The sequence below is a fragment of the Serratia sp. AKBS12 genome, assembly GCF_024793895.1.
Classification (GTDB): domain Bacteria; phylum Pseudomonadota; class Gammaproteobacteria; order Enterobacterales; family Enterobacteriaceae; genus Serratia_F.
In genome coordinates, this window is record NZ_JANUSB010000002.1 from 316,947 (window position 1) to 338,025 (window position 21,079).

The window sequence follows — 21,079 nt, forward strand, 5'->3', positions numbered from 1 at the left end:
TAATGTCCAGTGTAAATTATTATGATGTAACAGAATGGAATGTTGGCAACCCGTACAATGATATTGGTGAAGTCATCAATAGTATTATCGCGGATATCAAAGACAGGCAAACGCAGGTTGATCTTGATGAAAACGGGAAGCCGGGTGCGGTTATCTATATTCCACCGGGAGACTACCATCTCACGACACAGGTCTTGATTGACATCAGCTTTCTTAAAATCATGGGTTCCGGTCACGGCTTTACGTCTTCGAGTATTCGGTTTAATACGCCGGATACCTCAAACTGGCATGAAGTGTGGCCGGGGGGTAGCCGGGTCATGGTTGATCTGTCTCCGCAGGTGGGGGATGAAGAATATAAGGGGGCTGCGTTTTACGTGAAACGCGATGGCGACCCGCGTATCAGCTCCGTTGAATTCACTAATTTCTGTATTGATGGTTTGCACTTTGTCGATGATGGCTCAGGGGACAACGATCCTGAGAATACCTATGTGAACGGAAAAACGGGTATTTACATCGCCAGTGCTCAGGACTCATTTCGGATCAATGGCATGGGGTTTGTCTATTTAGAACACGGCTTTACCAGCTATGATGCCGACGCCCTGTCAGTCCATGACAACTTTATTGCTGAATGCGGGAACTGTATTGAACTGCGCGGCTCAGGACAGGCGTCAAAAATCACCGATAACCTGATCGGTGCCGGTTACAAGGGTTACTCCATTTATGCCGAGAACTTTGCTGGCCTGTTAGTGACCGCGAATAACGTCTTTCCACGCGGTTCAAGCAGCATCCATTTCTCCAACGTAGTACGTTCAACGATCGCCAGCAACAGGCTGCACTCGTTTTATCCAGGCATGCTGGTTCTTGATAACCAATGTACCGAAGTTCTGGTGTCTTCTAACCACTTTTTCCGCGAGCATGAACCCTGGGAGCCAATGCAACCGTATGATAACGGTTTAGATGATTTGCACGGCCTGTTATATATTAATGGCAGCAATAACTCATTAATTTCAAATCATATTTCTGAATCTATCGACGCACAGTACATTAAGCCACTCGGGGCAAAACCAGTCATCATCCATGTGGTTTCAGGCAGCGGAAATTATATTTCTGACAACCGTATTGTGGCAACGACGTGCGCTACTGGTGCCAAGACGACAAAAACAGATTCCTGTTTCGAGGCGCAGGTGAGCTCAATGCTGTCGGTCAGGGATCTTGTTCCGCTTGACGTCACCATGGTACATATCGAACAAGAGTCTCAGCAAAACATCGTTCTGGACTCAGGAAATAACACTCAGGTTGTCATGGACATTGCAGTAAATGCATTCAGGCCGACTCCGGTACCTGGCGGCGTATAGATTATTATCTGAATTTATCAATGGTCAATGGGAGCTTCAAAAGCCCCCATTTTTATACCTGAAAGTAAATACTGAACCGTTAGCTGTTTTTAAACCAGTTCAGCCAAAGATGGGATAGCGTCGATTGCGCCAAATTGCGTACAGGTTAGCGCCCCGACTCTGTTAGCCCAGGCGACATCCACGACAAAATCATCAAAGTTTATTGCCAGGGAGTCTCGCTGGGTAAAGCGCAGCAGCAGCGCGCCAACAAAAGCATCCCCGGCTCCTGTTGAATCGACGGATTTGACCGCGACAGAAGGAACCAGGACATACTTACCGTCCCGATGGCTAGCCCAGGTTCCCTTACTGCCGAGGGTGATGGTGACAAACGCGGCCCCCCGGTCGTGTAAATACCGACATCCCTGAACCCTGTCGGTACAGCCGGTAATGAGCTCCAGTTCTTCCTCACTCATTTTGATCACATCGGCCATATTCAGGAATGGCTCACAGCGCCGAATAAACTCGGCCTCGTTCCCTCCCCACAAACCGCTGCGGAAATTAGGGTCGAAGGAGAGCATTTTGTCCTCCTCTTTCGCCCGACGAGCGACCGTCGCGTAAGTCTGATAAAACTCGCCGTCCAGTAAACCGGTCGCAGCCCCAAGGTGAACAATCCCACTACCTTTTAGAAAATCAGCAGGCAAACTTTGCAGCGATAAATTGCCATCGGCCCCACGGCAGAACACAAAGTCACGCTCACCGTCGTGCTGGATCCCCACAAAAGCCAGTGTTGTGGGTACACGGCTATCGCGAATAATAAGCGTGGTGTCCACTGCTTCCTGACGCATTGTCTCTATCAAAAACTCACCAAAAGGGTCGTTTCCTACCTGTGCTGCCAGCCGGACCTCGCCACCCAGACGGGTAATCGCCACAGCAACGTTTGCCGGTGCTCCGCCCGCTTTCTTCAGAAAGTTCTCACCTTTTACCAGCCCCTGATCGATGTCGGTACACACAAAATCAATCAGCAGTTCACCCAGACATACAATGCTCAGGTCCTTCATGGTTGCTTCTTCGCTCATTATTGTTGACTCCATGCCGTACGATATTGTGACAATAATGCCGTCGTCATTGTCGCTGAAGGGTTATATTCCAGTTCAATAAGCTGGCATTCACTGACGTGGAAGTAGCGACGCGTGCCGCACCGGCTCCCCTGGTTGGCAAACACCTCAAGAATGCCCGCGTCGAAGAACATCTCAAGTTCGCTGAGCTCGTCCACGTGAACGCTGTAGCGCATATCATCCAGCCCGATGGCATGTAGCGTCAGCATCTCTGCGCTGTAGCACAGCGTAATGTGTTGACCGTTTTCGCTGTGCAACGTCAGCGTTACATCGCTAAGCGCGGTGCCTTTCAGCTTCAGTGAGAATGATTGCCATGCATCAACATGAAGCTGCAACCGCCCTTCAGCGCATGCGTTCAGGTGATCTTGTTGCTGGATAAGGCAGGAAGCTGGCGGCGGTACAGGTTGCATACACACCAGCCCGGCGTTGTTGAGCTCAAACTGGCGAGGAAGGGACATTTCACCGTTGTAAACGGAATCAGCGGTTTTCTTGCTGGCCCAGTTATACAGCCACGCAAAGCCAATTGTCTTTTCCTCATCGCGGAACGTTTGTAACGCATAAAAATCCGTCCCGAAATCAAGCGTCTGCATGATTTTATCATCAGGAATAAAGCGACCATCATTAAACTCACCGGTCACGGCATAAAGCAGGTTGTGACGCCCGGTTTCAGGTTCCGTATAGCCCACGATCCCCATGATTAACACCCATTTATCACCGATGGGGAAAAAGTCCGGACATTCCACGCAGCGCCCTCCGTGTTGGCTGAAGGTTTTATCCGCCCTGTAGAGCACATGGTCAAATACCCAGTCATCCCCGTTTGGGGAAGTGAAAAGCAATACGGCGGGATCGTTGTCCACCGCCGCACCCAGCAGCATAAAATAGCGCTGCTGTTGTTTATCAAACCAGACCTTTGGATCGCGGAAGTCACAGCTTACCCCCTCTGGCAGGTCGCTCAACACCTGTCTGATAGATTCCACCTTATCCAGCCAGCGACCGGGGCGCGCACATTTCTGAACTTCCCGATAACCGGAATAGAGGTCGTAGGCAGGTAAACGCTCGGTGAAGTAGAACCGGGTACTGCCATCACGGTCCTGGAAAGCAGTACCGGAAAACGCACCGCCGGACGCGCCGAGAGCTTCAAGATTCTGCTCTGGCTGTAAAAACACCGGATAATGACGCCAATGGTAGAGATCGTCGCTGATGGCGTGCCCCCAGTGCATGGGGCCCCATTCAGTGCTATGCGGATGAAATTGATAGAAAAGGTGATAGGTATCGCCAATTTTGCACAGTCCGTTGGGGTCATTCATCCAACGGCTAAACGGTGAAAAGTGCAGTGCCGGGCGCAACGGTTCTTGCGTATACCAGCCCTCCATTTCATCTTTCCCCACTGCGCGTAGCGAATTGGCTTCACCGACCAGGTACGTCACTCCCTCCCGGTGTACCGTTTCAGGTTGCCAAAAATAAAATAACGAAATATCAGCCGCGTCATTATCCCATTCAATAGATATCGACTCGTCAGAATAGTGAGTCCAGGTGAAATACTGATAATATTCAGCAGCTGTTTTTATAGTGTAAACGATTTTTCCGGCCACTGAAAACTGTAGCAGCGGTGAATTGTGCTCATGACTTTTCTTCAGCCACAGATCAAACCGCGTGCCTGACACCGCGGGCAGAATTAATTTTTTCATAGTGATTGCTCTTTGGTTAATTGATATAAAATTCCTTTGGACAGAATAGTGCCACCTTCGAACAGGATTAATAAAATGGATTGATATTTAACGAGTAAGCAATGTGGGTTAATTTTTGGTTATCGTCATCCCCAGACTGCTTTCACGAACAATCAATCGGGTCGTTAGCTCAACTGAATCAATGCCATCTTTTGTTTCCGTGCTATTGATCAGTTCAAACGCTAACTTGCCCATTTCATTAATAGGTTGGGCGATGCTGGTGATATTCATCATTTGGGCGATAATAGTGTTATCGAAGCTTGCTATCGCGATATCCTCTGGGATGTTAACGCCTTTTCGCCTCAGCCTTTCAATTACGTAGCTCGCAGCAACATCGTTATAAATAATCAGACAATTTATTTTGTTGCCCTGAGTGATAATATTATCTACGATATTATCCAGCGAGTGGATATGCCCCCGGTTAATTTCACCATCGCCTTTAGGTATCCAGTAACAATGGTGTTTCTCCACCTGATGGCCATGGCTGAGCGTTTTCTTGCAGAAGGCTGACATTTTACGATTGTCGACACCATCTTGACCGATAAAGCCAGGGCGAGTACGACCGATATCGATAAAATGCCCGGCTATTGTCTCTGCCCCACGCTCCTGGTTATTGCAAACAGAATTAAAAAAGCGTGAATTTTGTGTCACCACAGCGGTATGGATACCGGTGTTTATCAGCCACTCCGACAATGATGATTCGGCTTCTGTAGGCACCCAAATCAACGCTTCAATACCCATCCCGGCAAGCGTTTTAACTATTTGCTTGTCCTGAAAAGGCTGGTTTTGATGTGTTTTAACAATGACAGATTTGCCGACATATCGGGCCTCTTCCTCAAGCGAGGCCAGCAGTTCGCAAAAATGCGGATTAAGCAAATTAGGTACTACAACCCCAATCAAACCGGAGCATTTGCCACTCAGCTGAACGGCATTTCTGTTGGGAACATAGCAAAGAAAGTCCATAGCTTCATGCACTGCGCGGCGAGTTTGTGCCGTCACGCTCGGGTGATTGTTAATCACCCTGGATACCGTAGCGGTTGAAACACCCGCCTTCGTTGCCACATCTTTGATAGAAGCCATTAAGTTATGTTACCGATTACATTAGTTACATACATTGTAACTCAGCCCCTGTCGAAAAATATCTTGTAGATCTCATGTTGCGTCGTTACATCGTTCTAGTCTTAAGATCACAGATTCAGAAGGACAAATACCGCTATCCCAGCTTTTCAGGCAGATTCATTATTTTTATAAAGCGATTGTATTCGACAAACTTGCGAAGTACTGTAACCCGTTGCATCTGCGGTCTCGCGAATGCTCAGTTTCTTGATCTGTCGGGAGTACAGGACTTTCTGATGTCGTTCTTGATCGGCCTGCTTACCCCGGTATTTTCCCAACGTATGTGCCCGTTCAATCCCCTGTTTTGCCGCTGGCGGCGACTCAGCCAGTCCTTATGTGACATTGCGGCCATCAGGTCGATAAGCATACTATTGATGGCGGTTATTACTGCGCGAGTGATCGAGTCGGCTTGCGACGGGTCTTTATCTGACAGTGCCTGCCATGATGTGGGCACATCAAAGCTGACAATCATACGGGGAAGCGTAGCTTTGCCGTGTGTGAAATGATACAGACTGCCTCTCCTACCCGCATCCTTCCTCCTGAGTCTAGAGATCATAAAGGTCGGGATCGAACTTATCGTCGGGATGAATCGTTTGGTCGAAGGTTATCTCGTAACGATATGAAGGCGTTTGATCAGGGGTTGCTGGCAGCCGTGGGTATGTACTCCTTGCAGGAGAAACTTGATAGAACAATTCAAAACGGTCAGATGCAGTCAGCTGAGTTGGAGGAGTTACGGCCTGAAGTTGAAACAATACGGGAAGAACTTGCGGAGTTGAGGGATAAATACCGTATATTGTCTGGCTTGTACCAAGCATCATCTGGACATGCTACAAGAGAAGACGTTGAGCAGGAAATCATAGAGTATATAGGGCTTGGCTAGCAGTCAGAATAGTGGTGTACTTAGCGCATTGGTAGGGGTAAAGAGACGGCACTCTCCCTGCGACGCTGAAAGATGCAAGCCGACGAACACAAAATTTGTAGTACAAAAAGGCCACCTTATTAGGTGGCCTTTTTGTATATCTATATCAACAGATTCCTTTTCATACTGATGCGCGGATAAAATTCTTGTCCGTTCGATAAGACGCCAATTCTGCCGAGTGCCCCGCCGCCCTATTTTTTCGGCTTCTCAGCTTTGGCTTTCGGTTCAGCTTTCCCGGTCAACAGCACAGCCAGTTGGTCGTTATGCGCTTTCAGCGCCTGAAGCTCGCCCGTCATGACCGCTTTTGCCTCCCGCGCATCGCTGGCCGCTTTCTGAGCACTGTTCCAGTGCTTTTTGGCGGGTTTTCATTTCCTCGGCGTGCTGTGCCCTGCTCTCCTGCATTTCTGCCGCATGGCGTGTGATCGCCTCGGCCAGCTTGTTCTCGGTGTCGGGGGGCTTTCGCCTGCCCTGGTGTTGGTCAAGGATTCGGTTAAACTTTTGTACAGAACGATTTAACCGAACCGTAGCCGGCGTGCCAACCGCAGCGCTGGGCAAGCACAGTGCTGCATCCATCCATAGCAGAAAGGATCATTCCTATGTTTACCCCATGCTTATTTCACTATTCACATCCCCTAAGAAAAGGAGATATTAATGACTTTAGAATGTGAGGGCGACCTACATGATCGCCTAAATGACATTATGCACTTGGAAGACCAGGGCGAAATTGAGGTGACGAAAATCATCCCAGCCGGCACTGGCTATTACAAGTTGCAGGCCGAATACCACGGCGGGAACGGCGTGTACTTCAATCCTGAAAGCAACAACCGTTTTTCGTTGTCCGAGCAATCCAAATGGCCGATGTACCTGGCCGACTCGCCCCATACGGCGTGTAGTGAATTTTTCCAGGATGAAGAGTTCATTGATCGTTCGGACTTTGAGACCAACTGCATGGCTGAAATCACCATAGAACGGCCATTGAAGGTGTTTGATCTGACCCGCTTAGGGCCTCATCTGAGGCTGCCTGTCGGCGATTTGATGGCACCCAAAGCGACCTATCCGTTGACGCAGGAACTGGCAACGGAGATGGCACAGCATGCAGATGGCGTTGAGTATTTGTCCAGACACACCGGTAAGCCGTGCCTGGCTATTTGATCAGACAAATTACAATGAAAATCTTAAACGCGCGCAACTTTTATACATCCGTTTGGATGTGACACAACCCCCTTCCGTTTTCTGCCAAAGTCGGAAAGCCTCTTACAGATGCAGTTTGCCGTTCATGCCCGCGTACTGGTTAGGATGCCTACTTTTCAGTGAGCATGACATTTACCTTTTCAGCAGGCATTACGTTTTCACCCGGCAAGGGTGGTAAAATATAAATCGAGCTGCAGGAACGAGAGTGACAACACGGGAAAGATAATGATGACCAAGGCATTTTATCTGAAGAATATAGTGTATGGTTCTTTGTGGGCGGTCTTGGCCGTGTTTGTCTATTACAGTGGTTTCAATCAGGGTCATTCGGTAGGCATGTATCTCATCTTTGGGCTGTCTGCCGTCCTCTTTCCTTTTGCAAAATGCCTGGTTGAGACGCTGGCCCTCAAATACACCACACGTGAGTTCTGGTCGCGGGGACCGTTTGTTGAGACCCCGGCAAAGAATGGCCTCTACGCCTTGTACCATATGGCTTGCTTCGTGGTTTCCATCCCGTTTGGTCTTCTCTATCTGCTGCTCAATAAAAACGCCCTACAGGGTAAAGTGTAGGGCGGTAAGTTTAGCGGAAAATGGTGTCGTTGATTTTTCGGATCAACGCATCATTGATTAGCGTGCTGGTGATGGCCAGTAACAACCCATAGGCCAGAATGCCCAACGGTGTGGCGGTTAGCACCGCAAAGGTAAAGGCAACAAGGGCCGATGCCGCCAGTGAGGCACCAATGGTCTCGGCCCTGACATAAAAGGACTTGTAGTCGCCGGTCCGGATCCCTTTGGCTAACTCCACGGACAGCGATACGGCGTCAATGGTGTACCCTACTGCGCCGAAAGCTTTACTGAATTTGGCCAGATTTTGGGCCACCAGATCGCGATTCACAGATTCCAGGGCACGTGCAATCGCTTCTCGATCCTGCACGCTGAATTTGCGGTGTATCGCAAGCCCATACTTTTCATACGCTTGCAAGGCTTCGGTGACATTCCTGATCTTTTTCCCTTTTGCCGAATCCGCCAGTTCCCGTGCGATGGCGGCCGAGTTAACCCCATATTTCGCAGTAACCTCTTTAAAATAATCAGCGGTGAATCTCACCGCCGCATTAATTTCATTGAGATAGGCGCGTACCTGATCCTCTGCTTTATTATGTTGATAACGCCTTACTGACGTATTAGCACTCTGTTTTCCTGAAACTAAAGAAGGATAAAGGTCTTGTTTTTCATTATAAACCACTACTGAAAAGGTATTGTTCTCAACTTTAGAGTAATACTCAGGACTGTCGTTATTTGCACCAAAGAATCGACCAGTATCTACCACATTCTTCGCTTTCCGTCGGGCTGTCGTGTCGGCACGGCATACGCCGGTCTTATCACCACGCTTGACTATGGAGATATGACGATGAACAGCGCAACTATCCCATCGGTATATGTAGGTACCTACCATAAATATAACTGCGGCAGTATCCAGGGCGATTGGGTTGATCTGACCGAATTTGATAACCAGACGGATTTTTACCAGGCATGCTGTCGAATGCTACACAGTGACGAAGCCGAACCGGAATTGATGTTTCAGGACTGGGAGGGAATTCCTCGTACAGTATCTTCCGAAAGTTCAATTGATTGGACGTATATCGCGGCATTCAAGCAGGCTCATGACAATGGGCATGATGAGGCATATGTAACATGGGTTGAATACACCGGTGAAACGGATTACGACGCATTTCAAGATGCCTACTGCGGGCTGGCGGAAAGTGAAGAAGAGTACGCAATTAACCATGTTGAAGAACATGGGGGTACTTGACGGCGTTCCGAGTGAGCTCCGTGGCTACTTTGATTACGAAAGTTATGCGCGCGATATGTTCTGCAATGGACTAACCACAGAAGATGAATTTTATTACCCAACGGCGTTTAGCGATTGCCCCGTAAACCCTCGCCCAATCTGAACTGCACCCCAAAAGTTGGACACCAACTGAGTAAGGTGCAGTTCATAACGGCGGGGAGCAGTCACCACGCCGTTTTTCCAGCCGACAGCCGACGGATGGGGATCAGGTATTCGCAACGGATAGCGCTGGTCGCCTGATGGTAAAATCCGCTTTGCGCAGGGTAAAACCGTTCGATATCACGCCCCGGTCGGCGCACCACGTCCAGTTCCGGCATCGCGGTATCGTAAATTCGCGCAATAAAGTTTTGCAACTCCTCGGCCTGGCCATGGTAAACGAAGCTGGCGTACTCACCCGGTTCAATCTGCACCACCTCCCCCACGGTTTGCTCATCTACCAGCGCGGCGGTGTACACCATGCGCTGCCGATCGCGCTGCCGGCCGTCGAGTTCCAGGCCGATCAGACCGTAAGCCACCGACGGCGGCAACGCATTGGGTTGCGGCAACGTACTCCAGGCGCTATGGCGCAACTCTTTCTTCATGCGCCCCAGTTCGTTCAGCGTCATCATGCGGCGCTGGGTCCGCCCGACCAACCGCATCGCCGGCAGTTCGACAAAGTCCGCCGGCGGTAACGGTTGTGCGGCGATGCGCAATGGCGGCTGCATACCGTAGCTCGACCAATCGGCACAACGCCGGTAGGCCGCGGGCGGCAGGCCAAACTGCTTTCGAAAACCGCGGGTAAAGGTCTGCTGCGAATCGAACTGATATTTGTCGGCGACGATCGCCACGCTGGTGCGCGTCAGACGCAGCTCGCGTGCGGCGGCGGTCAGCCTTCGGCGGCGCGCGTAGGTGCCCAGTATGTGGCCGGTCTGCTGCTTGAACATCCGCTGTAAATGCCACTTCGAATAACCGGATTTCGCAGCAATGTCATCCAGCGTCAGCGGCTGTTCCAGATTCTGTTCGATCCAGGCCAATAATTGGTCGATCACGTCCAACTGATGCATCGCTGCCCCCTTATAAGCTCAACAAATTTTGCGCCCGCTGCCGGGCCTGTGTTTCATCGGCCACCACCTCGATCGGATAACCCCAAAATCGACTGGCGAAGTCGGCAAACTGCTCGGCAGCGCTGCGACGTTCCACGTCTGGCTCAATCATGACCATGCCTTTGACATATTTTTTCAGCGCATCGCGGCGGTCACGTTTCCACAGCGCTACCTGCGTGCGCCGATCGCGATCGGGCTCTTGCTCATCGGTGATACGCAGTGCACACAACAGCACAAACGGCTGCTGTCTGGCTAGCAATGCGTCAAACTCGGCAAATTCATCGGCGACGTCGCGAGGCTGCCCCACCGGTTGGCGCATCCACACCCAAGGGAAACTAGCAGTATCTAATGACATTACGTTGACTCCAAAGAAACCTGACGGCATGCCGCTTACTTTATCGACGACCGCACTAGACCACATTGCACAATCAGGACATAATATTTCTCATTCACGCCAAAATGAGAACTATTCTCATGAGTTTCGTTGCCACCAAACCACGTTTGGATATTGATAAGGTGCCGCGCACCATTTTTGCCGTGCAGGGCACCAGCATTACCGAGGATTGGGAAGTTGCGCCGCATCGCCACCAGAAAGCGCAACTGATCTACACCGCACGCGGCATGATCCGCTGCGAGGCGGAAAGCGGCCTGTGGCTGGTACCACCGCAATGTGCGTTATGGATGCCCAGCAACACCATGCATAATGCGCAAGGCACCGGATCAACCGAGTGCTATTGCCTGTTTGTCGATACATCGACCTTCGACGGCCTGCCGCAAAACTGCTGTACCCTGGCGATTTCACCGTTGCTGCGCGAGCTCTTGCTGCAGGCCAGCCGTTTTGACCCGCTGTACGACCAACAGGGCAGCGAAGGCCGTCTGATTGCGGTGCTGCTGGATCAGCTGGCGATCGCACCGGTAGAAAACCTGCATCTGCCGGTGTCGCAGGACGTGCGCATACGTCAACTGATGGAGCGACTGTTGGCCAATCCGGCGGATAAATCCACCATCGGGCAATGGGCGCAGCGCATCGGCATGAGCGAACGCTCGCTGAGTCGCACGCTACAGCAGCAACTGGGTATGAGTTTTGGTCAGTGGCGACGCCAATTGCACGTCATGCTGGCGCTACAACGCCTGACGCAGGGCGAAAGCGTACAGACCGTGGCGCTGGATCTCGGCTACGAAAGTGCCAGCGGTTTTGTGACGATGTTCAGGAAAGCCGTCGGCAAGCCACCGGCGCGTTATCTGGCAGAAAAAGCGGCGGCCGGCCAGCAACTGGACGGCAGCATAGCCATGTGATGTACCGGCATTCAGGCGGGTGCAGACAACCATTGGATGACTTGGGCACTGAGCGGCAAACAGCGAAAATCGGTCATTACCGCCAAATCCGCGTCGGGCTGATTCAGCCCGGCCAGCATTCTTTTACGAAACTCGCTGGGAGTCACCGAACAGTATTTGTTAAAGCAGGCATTCAAATGCTTATGTTCTTTAAAACCGCAGAGGTGGCTGATTTCGGTAATCGGGATCTGGGTATTTTTTAACAGTGATTTTGCTTTATTGGTACGCAGGATCATCAGATATTCTTTGAAATTGTATCCGCTGACTTTCTTGAACATGCGAGAAAAATGGAAGTAACTCATACCCGCCATGTCCGCCATCTTCGACAAATTCAGCTCGCGGGTTAAGTGCTCCGCAATATAATGCATGCTCTGCTTAACCAGTTGGCCGTCACGTTTGCTGTATCCCTCGGACGGCACGCCCGCGCCGGGCTGCTCGGCATATTCAAGCGCACTCAATAACGTATAGATCGCAGCCAGTTTGGCAAAGGACGAAGCCTGCGCCATCTGCCGCTGGGTAATCAGCAGTACGGCGTCCCGCAATGCCCGATCCTGTGGCCGTTGCTCGGCCCAGGACGCACGGCAGTAATCGATATGCGGCGCCGGGTGAGCGTCATCAAACAGGCGTGGGGAAAACTGGATGGTCAGTAAGCGGCTGTTGGCTGCCGTGGCCTCCAACGCATGTATCTCATCGGGATTGATATACACCATACCGCCGGCGGCCACCTGATGGCTGCGCTGACAAACATTGACAGTGAAACTGCCGGTCAACACGCAGATCAGCTCCGGTGCGCTATGCCAATGGGGTTCACAGTAGCGCACCTCGGCAGCAAACAGATTGTATTTTTCGGCATCAAAGGAAATCAGCTCGTACCCTGACCCTTCATGCACGCCCCCCGAGCGATGGCTGCCTGCGCTCTGCCCAGCGCGATGGACTACTGCGAATGGAAACATGTGCTCCCCCGGTTCCCGGCAGGGCTGCCCTGCCGGCCAGAAAAGTTAATCGACGCTGCCCTGCAACGCCGCCTCGAGCTCGTCAATACTGATGTCCACGGCCAGAAACTCGGTCAGGCCAATGAACATGCCGCAAAACAGTTCAGGCGCTATCGATGCGAGCCTGTCACCGACAACCCCCTCCGGTTGACCGCTTTTTTGCGCCACCAATGCGGTGACCCGACGAAAGGCTGCCGGTTGCTGCAATAGCTGTTGCAAGGAGTTATCCGGTTTTAACGGTAAATACCACGGTGCCGCCTGCAGGCTCACCACCGCCTGCAAGGCAACGTCACGCGACGATCTGGCTATATGCAGGCCATAATCCCCTGACGACATGACCCAGCGTTGCAGCGTAGGATGATAGCAGGCCAAGTCCTGCGCCTGAATGTTCATGCTCACGCTGCGCGTTTCTCCCGGTTCAAGGGCAACCTTGGCAAAGGCCTTTAACGCCCTCGGCTCTCGCGGCAGCGCCTGTTGCGGCGCGCTGATATACAGCTGAACGATTTCCTTGCCGGCACGTTGGCCAATATTGGTGATATCCACGCTCACGGTCAGCGTTTCCCCCTCACGCAGCGTTGGCGTGGAAAGACGCAAGTTGTCATAGGCAAAACGCGTATAGCTCAAGCCAAACCCGAACGGGAACAGCGGCGTCATCTTGCGCTTGTCATAGTAACGATAACCCACATAAATCCCTTCGGCATAAGCATGTTTTAAATCTTCGCCCGGATAATGCAGCCAGGCGGGAGTCTCCTCCAACGTATTAGGCACCGTCACCGTCAGCTTGCCGCATGGGTTGGCATGGCCAAACAGAATATTGGCCACTGCACGCCCCATTCCCTGGCCGGCGAAGAAGGTTTCCAGCACGCCCTTGCAGTGATTCAACCAGGGCATTACCACCGCGTCGCTGTTCGCCAGCACCACGATCAGATTGGGTTGCACCGCCGCAACGGCGCGAATCAACGCCTCGTGGCTGGCGATAATATCAAGATTACTGCGGTCACCGTTTTCGCCGTCCTCGCCGATGGCGGTGCTGGCAAACACCACCGCCACGTCTGACTGGCGCGCCAGCGCAACCGCCTGAGCCAGCGCGGCGGCGTTGTCCGCGTCGTCATCGGGTGCGCCAATGGCATAGTCGATATGAAAATCATTGCCGGCAACGTCCAGGATCTCGTCCAGCGGCCGATCCAGCATATAGGGTACGGTGGTCGCGCAGCCGGATCCCTGGATCACCGGTTCATGGGCCGGCTTGCCCAAAATCGCGATGCGCTTCACCTTGTCGACCGTCAGCGGCAAAATATCCGCCTCGTTTTTCAACAGCACGACAGACTCCTGGGCTATCTGCTGAGCCAGGGCATGGTGCGCAGTAAAATCGGCCTTGAACCCCGGTTTGCGATGCCGCTGCACCTTGTCAATCAATGCCAGCATACGCAGGCAGGAGCGATCGACCACGGCTTGCGGTACGTCACCGGCATTAATCGCCGCTAGCAGCGAGCGCTTGTCGCGCCGCGTTTCCGGCATCGCCAGATCGTTGCCGGCCAGCAGCGATGCCGGGCGATGCTTAATACCGTACCAGTCTGACATCACCACGCCGTCATACTGCCACTCGTCCCGCAGTATCTCGGTCAGCAACTGGTGATGTTGGGATGTCTGAATGCCGTTGAGACGGTTATAAGAGGACATCAGCGTCCATGGATTGGCCTTTTCAATGACACGCTTGAAACCGGCCAGGTAGATTTCCCGCAGCGCACGCTCCCCCACCTGCGAATCCATTTCGGTTCGTCGATATTCCGAATTGTTGCAGGCAAAATGCTTGAGGCTGGCGCCGACCCCCTCATCCTGCAAGCCGTTGATCAAGCCTGCGGCAATATCAGCGCTCACCAGCGGATCTTCCGCATAGTATTCATAACCGCGGCCGGCTAACGGCGTGCGGCGGATATTGATGCCCGGCCCGAGCAGAATGCCAACCCCCATCTCCTGGCATTCGTGAGCCAGCGCCTGCCCCATGCGGTAAGCCAGTTCAACGTCCCAACTGCACCCCAGGCTGGAACCGTTGGGGAAGCAGGTCGCCGGGCGCGAATAGCTGAACAGCGCTTCGGAACCACCGGCAGCCTCCTGATGACTTTCTGCTGCGTTTTGGCCGACAACCGACAGGAAATCGGTAATGCACCAATTTTCCCCGCCATCGATCTGGCTGGCACTGTAACGCACGCCGTAGGTGCCGTCGGTCATCACCAGGCTTTCAATACCCAGTCGCGGCAATGCCGCCGTGCGCCACAACCCCTGGCCAGTCAACAGCGCCACCTTTTCTTCCGTAGTCATGGTAGCAAGCGTGGCGGAAAAATCGTTTTTCATAAGAATCACCTTGAGTTACGCGAGGTTTTGCTTGGCCAGTTCAATTTTTTTAATAATTTCACGGTAGGTTTTTTCATCTAAGGTATAAAACACCACAAATACCATACCGAGAATAAACATCAGGCCGGGGAAGACGGTCATCATCAGATTGATGCCATTACGCGCAGGTTCGCTGATACTTTCTGCACTGTAATTGAAATAGTCGAGCATAACGCCGGCGCAGCCGCCGCCGATCGCCATGGCTATTTTGGTAATAAAATTAAAGAATCCGTAAATAGCCCCTTCGGTTCTGACGCCATGTTTCCATTCCGCATATTCGACGGTGTCGGCAATCATTGACCACATCGAAACAAACCCCATACCCAGAGTAATACTGAACAGACACACGCCGGCCATAATTAAATAGATGTTTTCACCAGCAAAAAGATATTGACCAAACAGGCCGACAACCCCAATGGTCAGCGCCAGTAACGTCATGTATTTTTTACCCATCATGGCGATCAACCTGGCTGAAATCACCGTACCCAAAATATAGGCTGCGGACTGAATGGCAAAAAACTCGGAGGTGAACGACTCATCGCTAATGATATACTTGATGAAATACACCGCAATCGCCATCCAAACGGTGTAAGCGATATAAAAGAATACGGTAAACAGGGAAAGATTGATCAGCGGCATATTACCGGAAACCGCCTTGATCATTTCTTTTAACGTCGGGGACTGCAATTGTACCTTTACCCGCTCTCGGGTCATGCCAAAGCAGGCAAGGAACAGAAAGGTCGCCAATAGCGCAAAACAGCTGACGGCAAAAACATACCCCATTTTTTGATCGGTAACGCGCGAAATCAGCAGATCGGCGCAGGTCGACACCACCAGATAGCCCAAAATGGCAAACACAAAGCGGTACACCGACAGCGATGCGCGCGATCCTTCATGCTGGGTCAGCATATTGGTCATGGCCGAATACGGCGTATTAACCGCAGTATAAGCCAGACAATAAAGGGTGTAAGAGCACAATGCAAAATAGAACTTGTGATCGATATCCGGTGTGTAAAAGCAAAACAGGGTTAATAAACCTAACGGTACCGCGCCAAAAAGCAGATAGGGTCTTAATTTCCCATAGCGCGTTTGCGTTTTATCGATAAAGAACCCAACGGCAATATTGAACAAGGCATCGATAACCCTGGCAATAACAAAAATCAGACTCGCCTGGGTGGCGCTGATACCGTAAATATTGGTGTAAAAATAAAGCAAAAACAGGGAGACGAAGCCAAAAGAAAGATTCGAGGCCATATCGCCAAAACCATAGCCAATTTTTTCTCGCACGCTGACTACGACATAACTATCACTCACCACTGCGGTTGTTTTTTTCATACCCTGGCTCTTTTAATGTTGGTGAACATATGCGGTTTATCGTAAGGGCCACCTGATAACATGGCCTGACGCTGGCAGCGGTAATCGCTAATAAAACCGGCCAGGTCAATACGTTGTTTAATTGATTCTCACCGCAACGCCATATAACCATAAAAAGAGTGACGCGACTTCCCGCTTTTTGCGGGATGACTACCGTTTTTTTGCCGTCTCGGGGTTTATGCAAAATATGTGAGGAGCCGCATGTTTTTGCCGTTCTGGCCGCGGCGACAGCGGCAGCATGTGGCGCGACCGCGTCGGATTTCAGCAAGTCACCAGAACGGGGCGATCGGCATCGCCGCGCAGAAGGAATACCGCTGGCGCGAATTATTGCGCCAGCCAGCCGCCGTCGATGTTCCACGCCGCGCCGCGCACCTGTACCGCCGCGTCACCGCACAGGAACAGCACCAGTTCGCCCAGCTGCTGCGGCGTGACAAACTCCTGTGACGGCTGTTTTTCCGCCAGCAGATCGTCGCGCGCCTGCTGCGCATCGACCCCTGCGGCAATGCGTTGGTCGATCTGCTGCTGCACCAGCGGCGTCAGCACCCAGCCAGGGCAAATGGCATTACAGGTAATCGGCGTACGGGCTGTTTCCAGCGCGACGGTTTTCGTCAGTCCGACAACGCCGTGCTTGGCCGCCACGTAGGCCGCCTTGTCCTTTGACGCTACCAGCCCGTGCACCGAGGCCACGTTGATGATGCGCCCCCAGTTACGCCGGCGCATCATCGGCAGCGCCAGACGGCTGGTATGAAACACCGAAGACAGGTTGATCGCGACGATCGCATTCCATTTTTCCTGCGGGAAAGCGTGAACCGGCGCCACGTGCTGGATGCCGGCATTGTTCACCAGAATATCCACCCCGCCGTAGCGCTGCTCGACGTAACGCATCAGATCGTCGATCTGCGCCGGATCGCCGAGATCCGCCGGATGATAGCCCGGCTCCAGTCCCAACGCTGCGATATGCCGCTTTGCCTGTTCTACCTCGCCAAAGCCGTTCAGGATCACCTGTGCGCCAGCCATTGCCAGGCTTGACGCGACACCCAGGCCAATGCCGCTGGTGGATCCGGTGACTAATGCCGTTTTACCGGTTAAGTTCATGTTGCTTGCTCCTCTAGACAATGCCGGTCAGGTAAAATACGCCAATCACAAACAGCACCGCGGCACTTTTGATCACGGTGATGGCGAAGATGCCACCATACGCCTGACGGTGGCTAAGGCCGGTAATGGCCAACAGCGTGATCACCGCCCCGTTGTGCGGCAGCGTATCCATGCCGCCGCTGGCCATCGAGGCTACCCTATGCAGCACCTCCAACGGAATGTTGGCCGCATGGGCCGCCGCGATAAACGAATCTGACATCGCCGCCAGCGCGATGCTCATGCCACCGGATGCCGAACCGGTGATCCCCGCCAGCAGCGTCACGCTGATGGCTTCGTTTAACAGCGGATTCGGGATAGCCGCCAGCGTACTGGATAACACCAGAAAACCCGGCAACGCGGCGATCACCGCGCCAAAACCGTATTCGGAGGCGGTGTTCATTGCCGCCAGAATCGCACCGCCTACCGCGGTTTTACTGCCTTCCGCCAGCCGGCCGCGTATATTGCGCATGCCAAACAGCACCACCAGCAAAATGCCGGCCACCAGCGCCGCTTCAACCGCCCAGATGGCGGTGATCTTGCCAACGTCGGTGTTAATCGGCGTTGCCAGCCCCGGCAGCGCCAGCGTATGGCTGGCCCCGTACCACTGCGGGATCCAGTGGGTAAACAGCAGGTTGAGCACCCCGACCGCGAACAGCGGCATGATGGCGATCAGCGGATTGGGCAGATTGATGTTATCCGGCGTTTCCGGCTCGTTTTGCAGATCGCTGCCATAACCTTCGCCGCGCGCCTGCGCCTTGCGTCGCTGCCGCTCCAGATAGCACAGCCCGACAACGATGATAAACAGCGACCCGATAAGCCCCAGCCACGGTGCCGCCCAGGCATTGGTGCCAAAAAAACTGGTGGGAATGATGTTCTGGATTTGCGGCGTGCCGGGCAAGGCGTCCATGGTGAACGAAAAAGCGCCAAGCGCCACCGTCGCCGGGATCAACCGTTTGGGAATGCCGCTCTGGCGGAACAGTTCGGCGGCAAACGGATACACCGCGAACGCCACCACAAACAGTGATACGCCGCCGTAGGTCAGCAGCGCACACACCAGCACGATCACCGGAATGGCGTGACGCCGGCCCAGAATGCGGATCGCCGCCGCTACAATCGAGCGGGAAAAACCGGACAGTTCGATCAGCTTGCCAAACACCGCCCCCAACAGGAACACCGGAAAATAGAGTTTGACGAAGCCGACCATTTTTTCCATAAACAGGCCGGTGAAGGTCGGGGCCACCGCACCGGGGTCGGTAAGCAATACCGCGCCCAGTGCGGCGATCGGCGCGAACAGAATGACGCTGTAGCCGCGATACGCGGCCAGCATCAGCAATCCCAGTGCTGCTAACGCTATCAATACGCTCATAATGCAGTTAACCCATTGTTATTGTGTAATCAAGGTTTTAGCGCAAAGCGCAGTTGATGTGCGCGTCGCCGTTGAATGCGCTCCTTGCGGCCATCGTCCCAGGTATAGAATCCGCTGCCGCTGCGCAGCCCGGTGTTGCCGTCTGCCAGCCGTTGCCGAACCAGCTCCATCATCTCGCTGCCGCTGGCCAGAGTCGGCAGCAGGTGCTGGGCGATATCGCATACCGTGTCCAGACCGGTCATGTCAGCGGCCTCCAGCGGCCCGACCATCGCATAGCGTCGCCCCAGTGAAGCTCGCATCACCCGATCGACCACCTGTGGGCTGGCGATACCGCTTTGCACGATGTGCAACGCTTCGCGCAGCAGCGCAAACTGCAAACGGTTACCGACAAACCCCGGCGCGGCGCGCTCCAGCAGCACCGCTTCCAACGCCATGTCGCTGAGTAGGGTTTGCAGCGCCTGCAGGTGCCGTTGATCGGTGGCGCTACCGGGTACGATTTCAACCAGGGGGATCAGGTGCGGCGGATTCCAGAAATGTGCGATCAGCAAACGCTGTGGATGGCGCATGTTTTCTGCTAACCGATCCGGCGGTAGGCCGCTGGTATTACTGGCGATGATCGCATCCTCGGCGATCAGATCCTCCAGTTGCGCATACAGCGCATGCTTGAGCGGCAGACGCTCCGGAATGGCCTCGATCAGCAGGCGCGCCGGCGCCAGCCGTTGCAGATTGTCGCTGCCGTGCAGCCGCGCCAGTATCTCCGCCACCTGTGACGCCGCCAGCAGATCGACCTCGACCAGCTCCGCCAGAATGCTGCCGGCTACCGCCGGCACCTCCGCCAGCCGGGCAGAGTCAGTGTCGTACAGCAGCACCTCATGGCCGTAGCGGGCAAAATGGACGGCGATACCGACCCCCATCAATCCGGCGCCCAGCACCGCAGTCTGCGTGTCATGCATGATGTTTCTCCTGTCAGGGACGCTCAACCGCCAGCGCCACGCCTTGCCCGCCGCCGACGCACAGCATCGCCAGCCCTTTACGCGCCTCGCGCTGCTGCATGGCGTGCAGCAACGTCACCAGTATCCGGCAGCCGGATGCGCCAATCGGGTGCCCCAGCGCAATCGCCCCGCCGTTGACATTGACTCTGTCTTCGTTCCAACCCAGCAACTGCCCCAGCGCTAATGCCTGGGCGGCAAAGGCTTCGTTGGCCTCAATCAGATCCACCTCATCCAGTTGCCAGCCGGCGCGTTGCAGGCAACGCTGTGCCGCCTGCACCGGCCCAATGCCCATCACCGCCGGATCGACGCCCGCCACCGCGTAGGAAACAATGCGTCCCAGCACCGGCAATTGCAGCTCGGCGGCCCTGGCGGCGCTCATCAGCAGCACCGCCGCCGCGCCGTCGTTCAGCGACGAAGCATTGCCGGCGGTCACCGTCCCGCCTGGTTTGCGAAATGCCGGACGCAAGCGCGCCAGTATTTCCGGCGTGGTTTCCGCACGCGGTTGCTGATCCTGCGTAACTGTCAACGGCTCACCTTTCGCTTGCGCTACCGTCACCGGGGTAATTTCCGCCGTAAAGCGCCCGGCGGCCTGCGCCAGCTGGGTTTTATGTTGCGATCGCGCAGCAAACGCATCCTGCGCTTCGCGGCTGATAGCGTACTTTTCCGCCAGATTTTCGGCGGTAATGCCCATGTGATAATCGTTGAAAGCGTCCCACAGGCCGTCGTGGATCACACTGTCGACCAGTTTTCCGTGGCCAAGGCGCAAGCCGGCCCGCGCGCCCTCCATCAGGTACGGCGACTGACTCATGCTTTCCTGCCCGCCGGCGATCACCCCCTGCGCGTCGCCACAACGGATGGCCTGCACCGCCAGATGCACCGCTTTCAGGCCTGAACCACAGACCTGATTGACGGTAAAGGCCGGCACCGTGAACGGCAGGCCGGCACCGATCGCCGTCTGACGCGCCGGATTTTGCCCGCAGCCGGCGGTCAGCACCTGACCCATGATCACTTCATCAATCGATTCGACGGCAACGCCGCTACGCGTCAACAGCGCCTTGGTCACCAGCGTGCCCAGCTCCACCGCCGTCAGCGATGCCAACGCGCCATGCAGGCTGCCAATCGGCGTGCGGGTGGCCGCAACAATCACTACCTCTTGCATCTTTGC

The 21,079-nt window shown here is 53.9% G+C and carries 18 protein-coding genes and 2 pseudogenes; 6 read left to right on the plus strand and 14 right to left on the minus strand.

Annotated elements, in window-relative coordinates:
- The first annotated feature begins 2 nt into the window (after nt 1–2).
- On the plus strand, nt 3–1,355 hold the full coding sequence (locus tag NYE85_RS01450; protein ID WP_259002554.1) for a NosD domain-containing protein: 1,353 nt from the start codon (nt 3–5) through the stop codon (nt 1,353–1,355).
- 89 nt (nt 1,356–1,444) lie between these two features.
- Here the strand turns inward: NYE85_RS01450 and NYE85_RS01455 are convergent, their stop codons facing one another.
- From NYE85_RS01455 to NYE85_RS01470, 4 genes and pseudogenes are all read right to left on the minus strand, one after another.
- The gene (locus NYE85_RS01455) at nt 1,445–2,410 is read right to left on the minus strand and encodes a carbohydrate kinase (RefSeq protein ID WP_259002555.1); all 966 of its coding nucleotides are present in this window, start codon (nt 2,408–2,410) and stop codon (nt 1,445–1,447) included.
- Nucleotides 2,410–4,137, minus strand: coding sequence for a glycoside hydrolase family 32 protein (locus NYE85_RS01460; RefSeq protein WP_259002556.1), 1,728 nt, complete (start codon nt 4,135–4,137; stop codon nt 2,410–2,412). Before NYE85_RS01460 ends, NYE85_RS01455 begins: the two co-directional genes overlap by 1 nt.
- Nucleotides 4,138–4,245: 108 nt before the next feature.
- Nucleotides 4,246–5,256: a LacI family DNA-binding transcriptional regulator gene (locus NYE85_RS01465; protein WP_259002557.1), complete on the minus strand. Its 1,011-nt coding sequence runs from the start codon at nt 5,254–5,256 to the stop codon at nt 4,246–4,248.
- Nucleotides 5,257–5,402: 146 nt separating this feature from the next.
- Nucleotides 5,403–5,761 (minus strand): annotated as a pseudogene (locus tag NYE85_RS01470) (resolvase); the annotation flags it as partial.
- 150 nt (nt 5,762–5,911) lie between these two features.
- On the opposite strand from NYE85_RS01470, the gene NYE85_RS01475 reads away from it, so the two are divergent.
- The 3 genes from NYE85_RS01475 to NYE85_RS01485 all read left to right on the plus strand — a co-directional run bounded on the left by NYE85_RS01475 (nt 5,912) and on the right by NYE85_RS01485 (nt 7,969).
- Nucleotides 5,912–6,172, plus strand: coding sequence for a hypothetical protein (locus NYE85_RS01475; RefSeq protein ID WP_259002558.1), 261 nt, complete (start codon nt 5,912–5,914; stop codon nt 6,170–6,172).
- Nucleotides 6,173–6,862: 690 nt separating this feature from the next.
- Nucleotides 6,863–7,363 carry an RES family NAD+ phosphorylase gene (locus NYE85_RS01480; RefSeq protein WP_259002559.1) on the plus strand — a complete coding sequence of 167 codons (501 nt, stop codon included), beginning with the start codon at nt 6,863–6,865 and terminating at the stop codon, nt 7,361–7,363.
- Between the two features lie 264 nt (nt 7,364–7,627).
- Entirely contained in the window at nt 7,628–7,969 is a 342-nt protein-coding gene (locus tag NYE85_RS01485; protein WP_259002560.1) for a colicin E1 immunity protein, read from the plus strand.
- 10 nt (nt 7,970–7,979) lie between these two features.
- Here NYE85_RS01485 and NYE85_RS01490 read toward each other — a convergent pair whose 3' ends face one another.
- Nucleotides 7,980–8,726: a colicin-like pore-forming protein gene (locus NYE85_RS01490; protein ID WP_259002561.1), complete on the minus strand. Its 747-nt coding sequence runs from the start codon at nt 8,724–8,726 to the stop codon at nt 7,980–7,982.
- An 81-nt stretch (nt 8,727–8,807) separates the two neighbouring features.
- Here NYE85_RS01490 and NYE85_RS01495 point away from each other — a divergent pair.
- Nucleotides 8,808–9,351 (plus strand): annotated as a pseudogene (locus NYE85_RS01495) (antirestriction protein ArdA).
- Between the two features lie 61 nt (nt 9,352–9,412).
- Here NYE85_RS01495 and NYE85_RS01500 read toward each other — a convergent pair.
- Nucleotides 9,413–10,291 carry a helix-turn-helix domain-containing protein gene (locus NYE85_RS01500; RefSeq protein WP_259002562.1) on the minus strand — a complete coding sequence of 293 codons (879 nt, stop codon included), beginning with the start codon at nt 10,289–10,291 and terminating at the stop codon, nt 9,413–9,415.
- A 10-nt stretch (nt 10,292–10,301) separates the two neighbouring features.
- Nucleotides 10,302–10,685, minus strand: a complete 384-nt coding sequence (locus tag NYE85_RS01505) for a hypothetical protein (protein WP_259002563.1) — start codon at nt 10,683–10,685, stop codon at nt 10,302–10,304.
- A gap of 119 nt (nt 10,686–10,804) precedes the next feature.
- Here NYE85_RS01505 and NYE85_RS01510 point away from each other — a divergent pair, with 119 nt between their 5' ends.
- Complete coding sequence (locus NYE85_RS01510) at nt 10,805–11,626, plus strand: helix-turn-helix domain-containing protein (RefSeq protein WP_259002564.1); 822 nt, start codon at nt 10,805–10,807, stop codon at nt 11,624–11,626.
- Nucleotides 11,627–11,637: 11 nt separating this feature from the next.
- Here the strand turns inward: NYE85_RS01510 and NYE85_RS01515 are convergent, their stop codons facing one another.
- From NYE85_RS01515 to NYE85_RS01545, 7 genes are all read right to left on the minus strand, one after another.
- Nucleotides 11,638–12,618 carry an AraC family transcriptional regulator gene (locus tag NYE85_RS01515; RefSeq protein ID WP_259002565.1) on the minus strand — a complete coding sequence of 327 codons (981 nt, stop codon included), beginning with the start codon at nt 12,616–12,618 and terminating at the stop codon, nt 11,638–11,640.
- A 45-nt stretch (nt 12,619–12,663) separates the two neighbouring features.
- Entirely contained in the window at nt 12,664–15,009 is a 2,346-nt protein-coding gene (locus tag NYE85_RS01520; protein ID WP_259002566.1) for a beta-glucosidase, read from the minus strand.
- A gap of 15 nt (nt 15,010–15,024) precedes the next feature.
- Complete coding sequence (locus NYE85_RS01525) at nt 15,025–16,383, minus strand: MFS transporter (RefSeq protein WP_259002567.1); 1,359 nt, start codon at nt 16,381–16,383, stop codon at nt 15,025–15,027.
- Nucleotides 16,384–16,746: 363 nt separating this feature from the next.
- Complete coding sequence (locus NYE85_RS01530; protein ID WP_259002568.1) at nt 16,747–17,517, minus strand: 3-hydroxybutyrate dehydrogenase; 771 nt, start codon at nt 17,515–17,517, stop codon at nt 16,747–16,749.
- Between the two features lie 13 nt (nt 17,518–17,530).
- Nucleotides 17,531–18,925, minus strand: coding sequence for a GntP family permease (locus NYE85_RS01535; RefSeq protein ID WP_259002793.1), 1,395 nt, complete (start codon nt 18,923–18,925; stop codon nt 17,531–17,533).
- A gap of 26 nt (nt 18,926–18,951) precedes the next feature.
- Nucleotides 18,952–19,875, minus strand: a complete 924-nt coding sequence (locus NYE85_RS01540) for a 3-hydroxyacyl-CoA dehydrogenase family protein (RefSeq protein WP_259002569.1) — start codon at nt 19,873–19,875, stop codon at nt 18,952–18,954.
- Nucleotides 19,876–19,888: 13 nt separating this feature from the next.
- Complete coding sequence (locus NYE85_RS01545) at nt 19,889–21,073, minus strand: acetyl-CoA C-acetyltransferase (protein WP_259002570.1); 1,185 nt, start codon at nt 21,071–21,073, stop codon at nt 19,889–19,891.
- Nucleotides 21,074–21,079 lie beyond the last annotated feature (6 nt).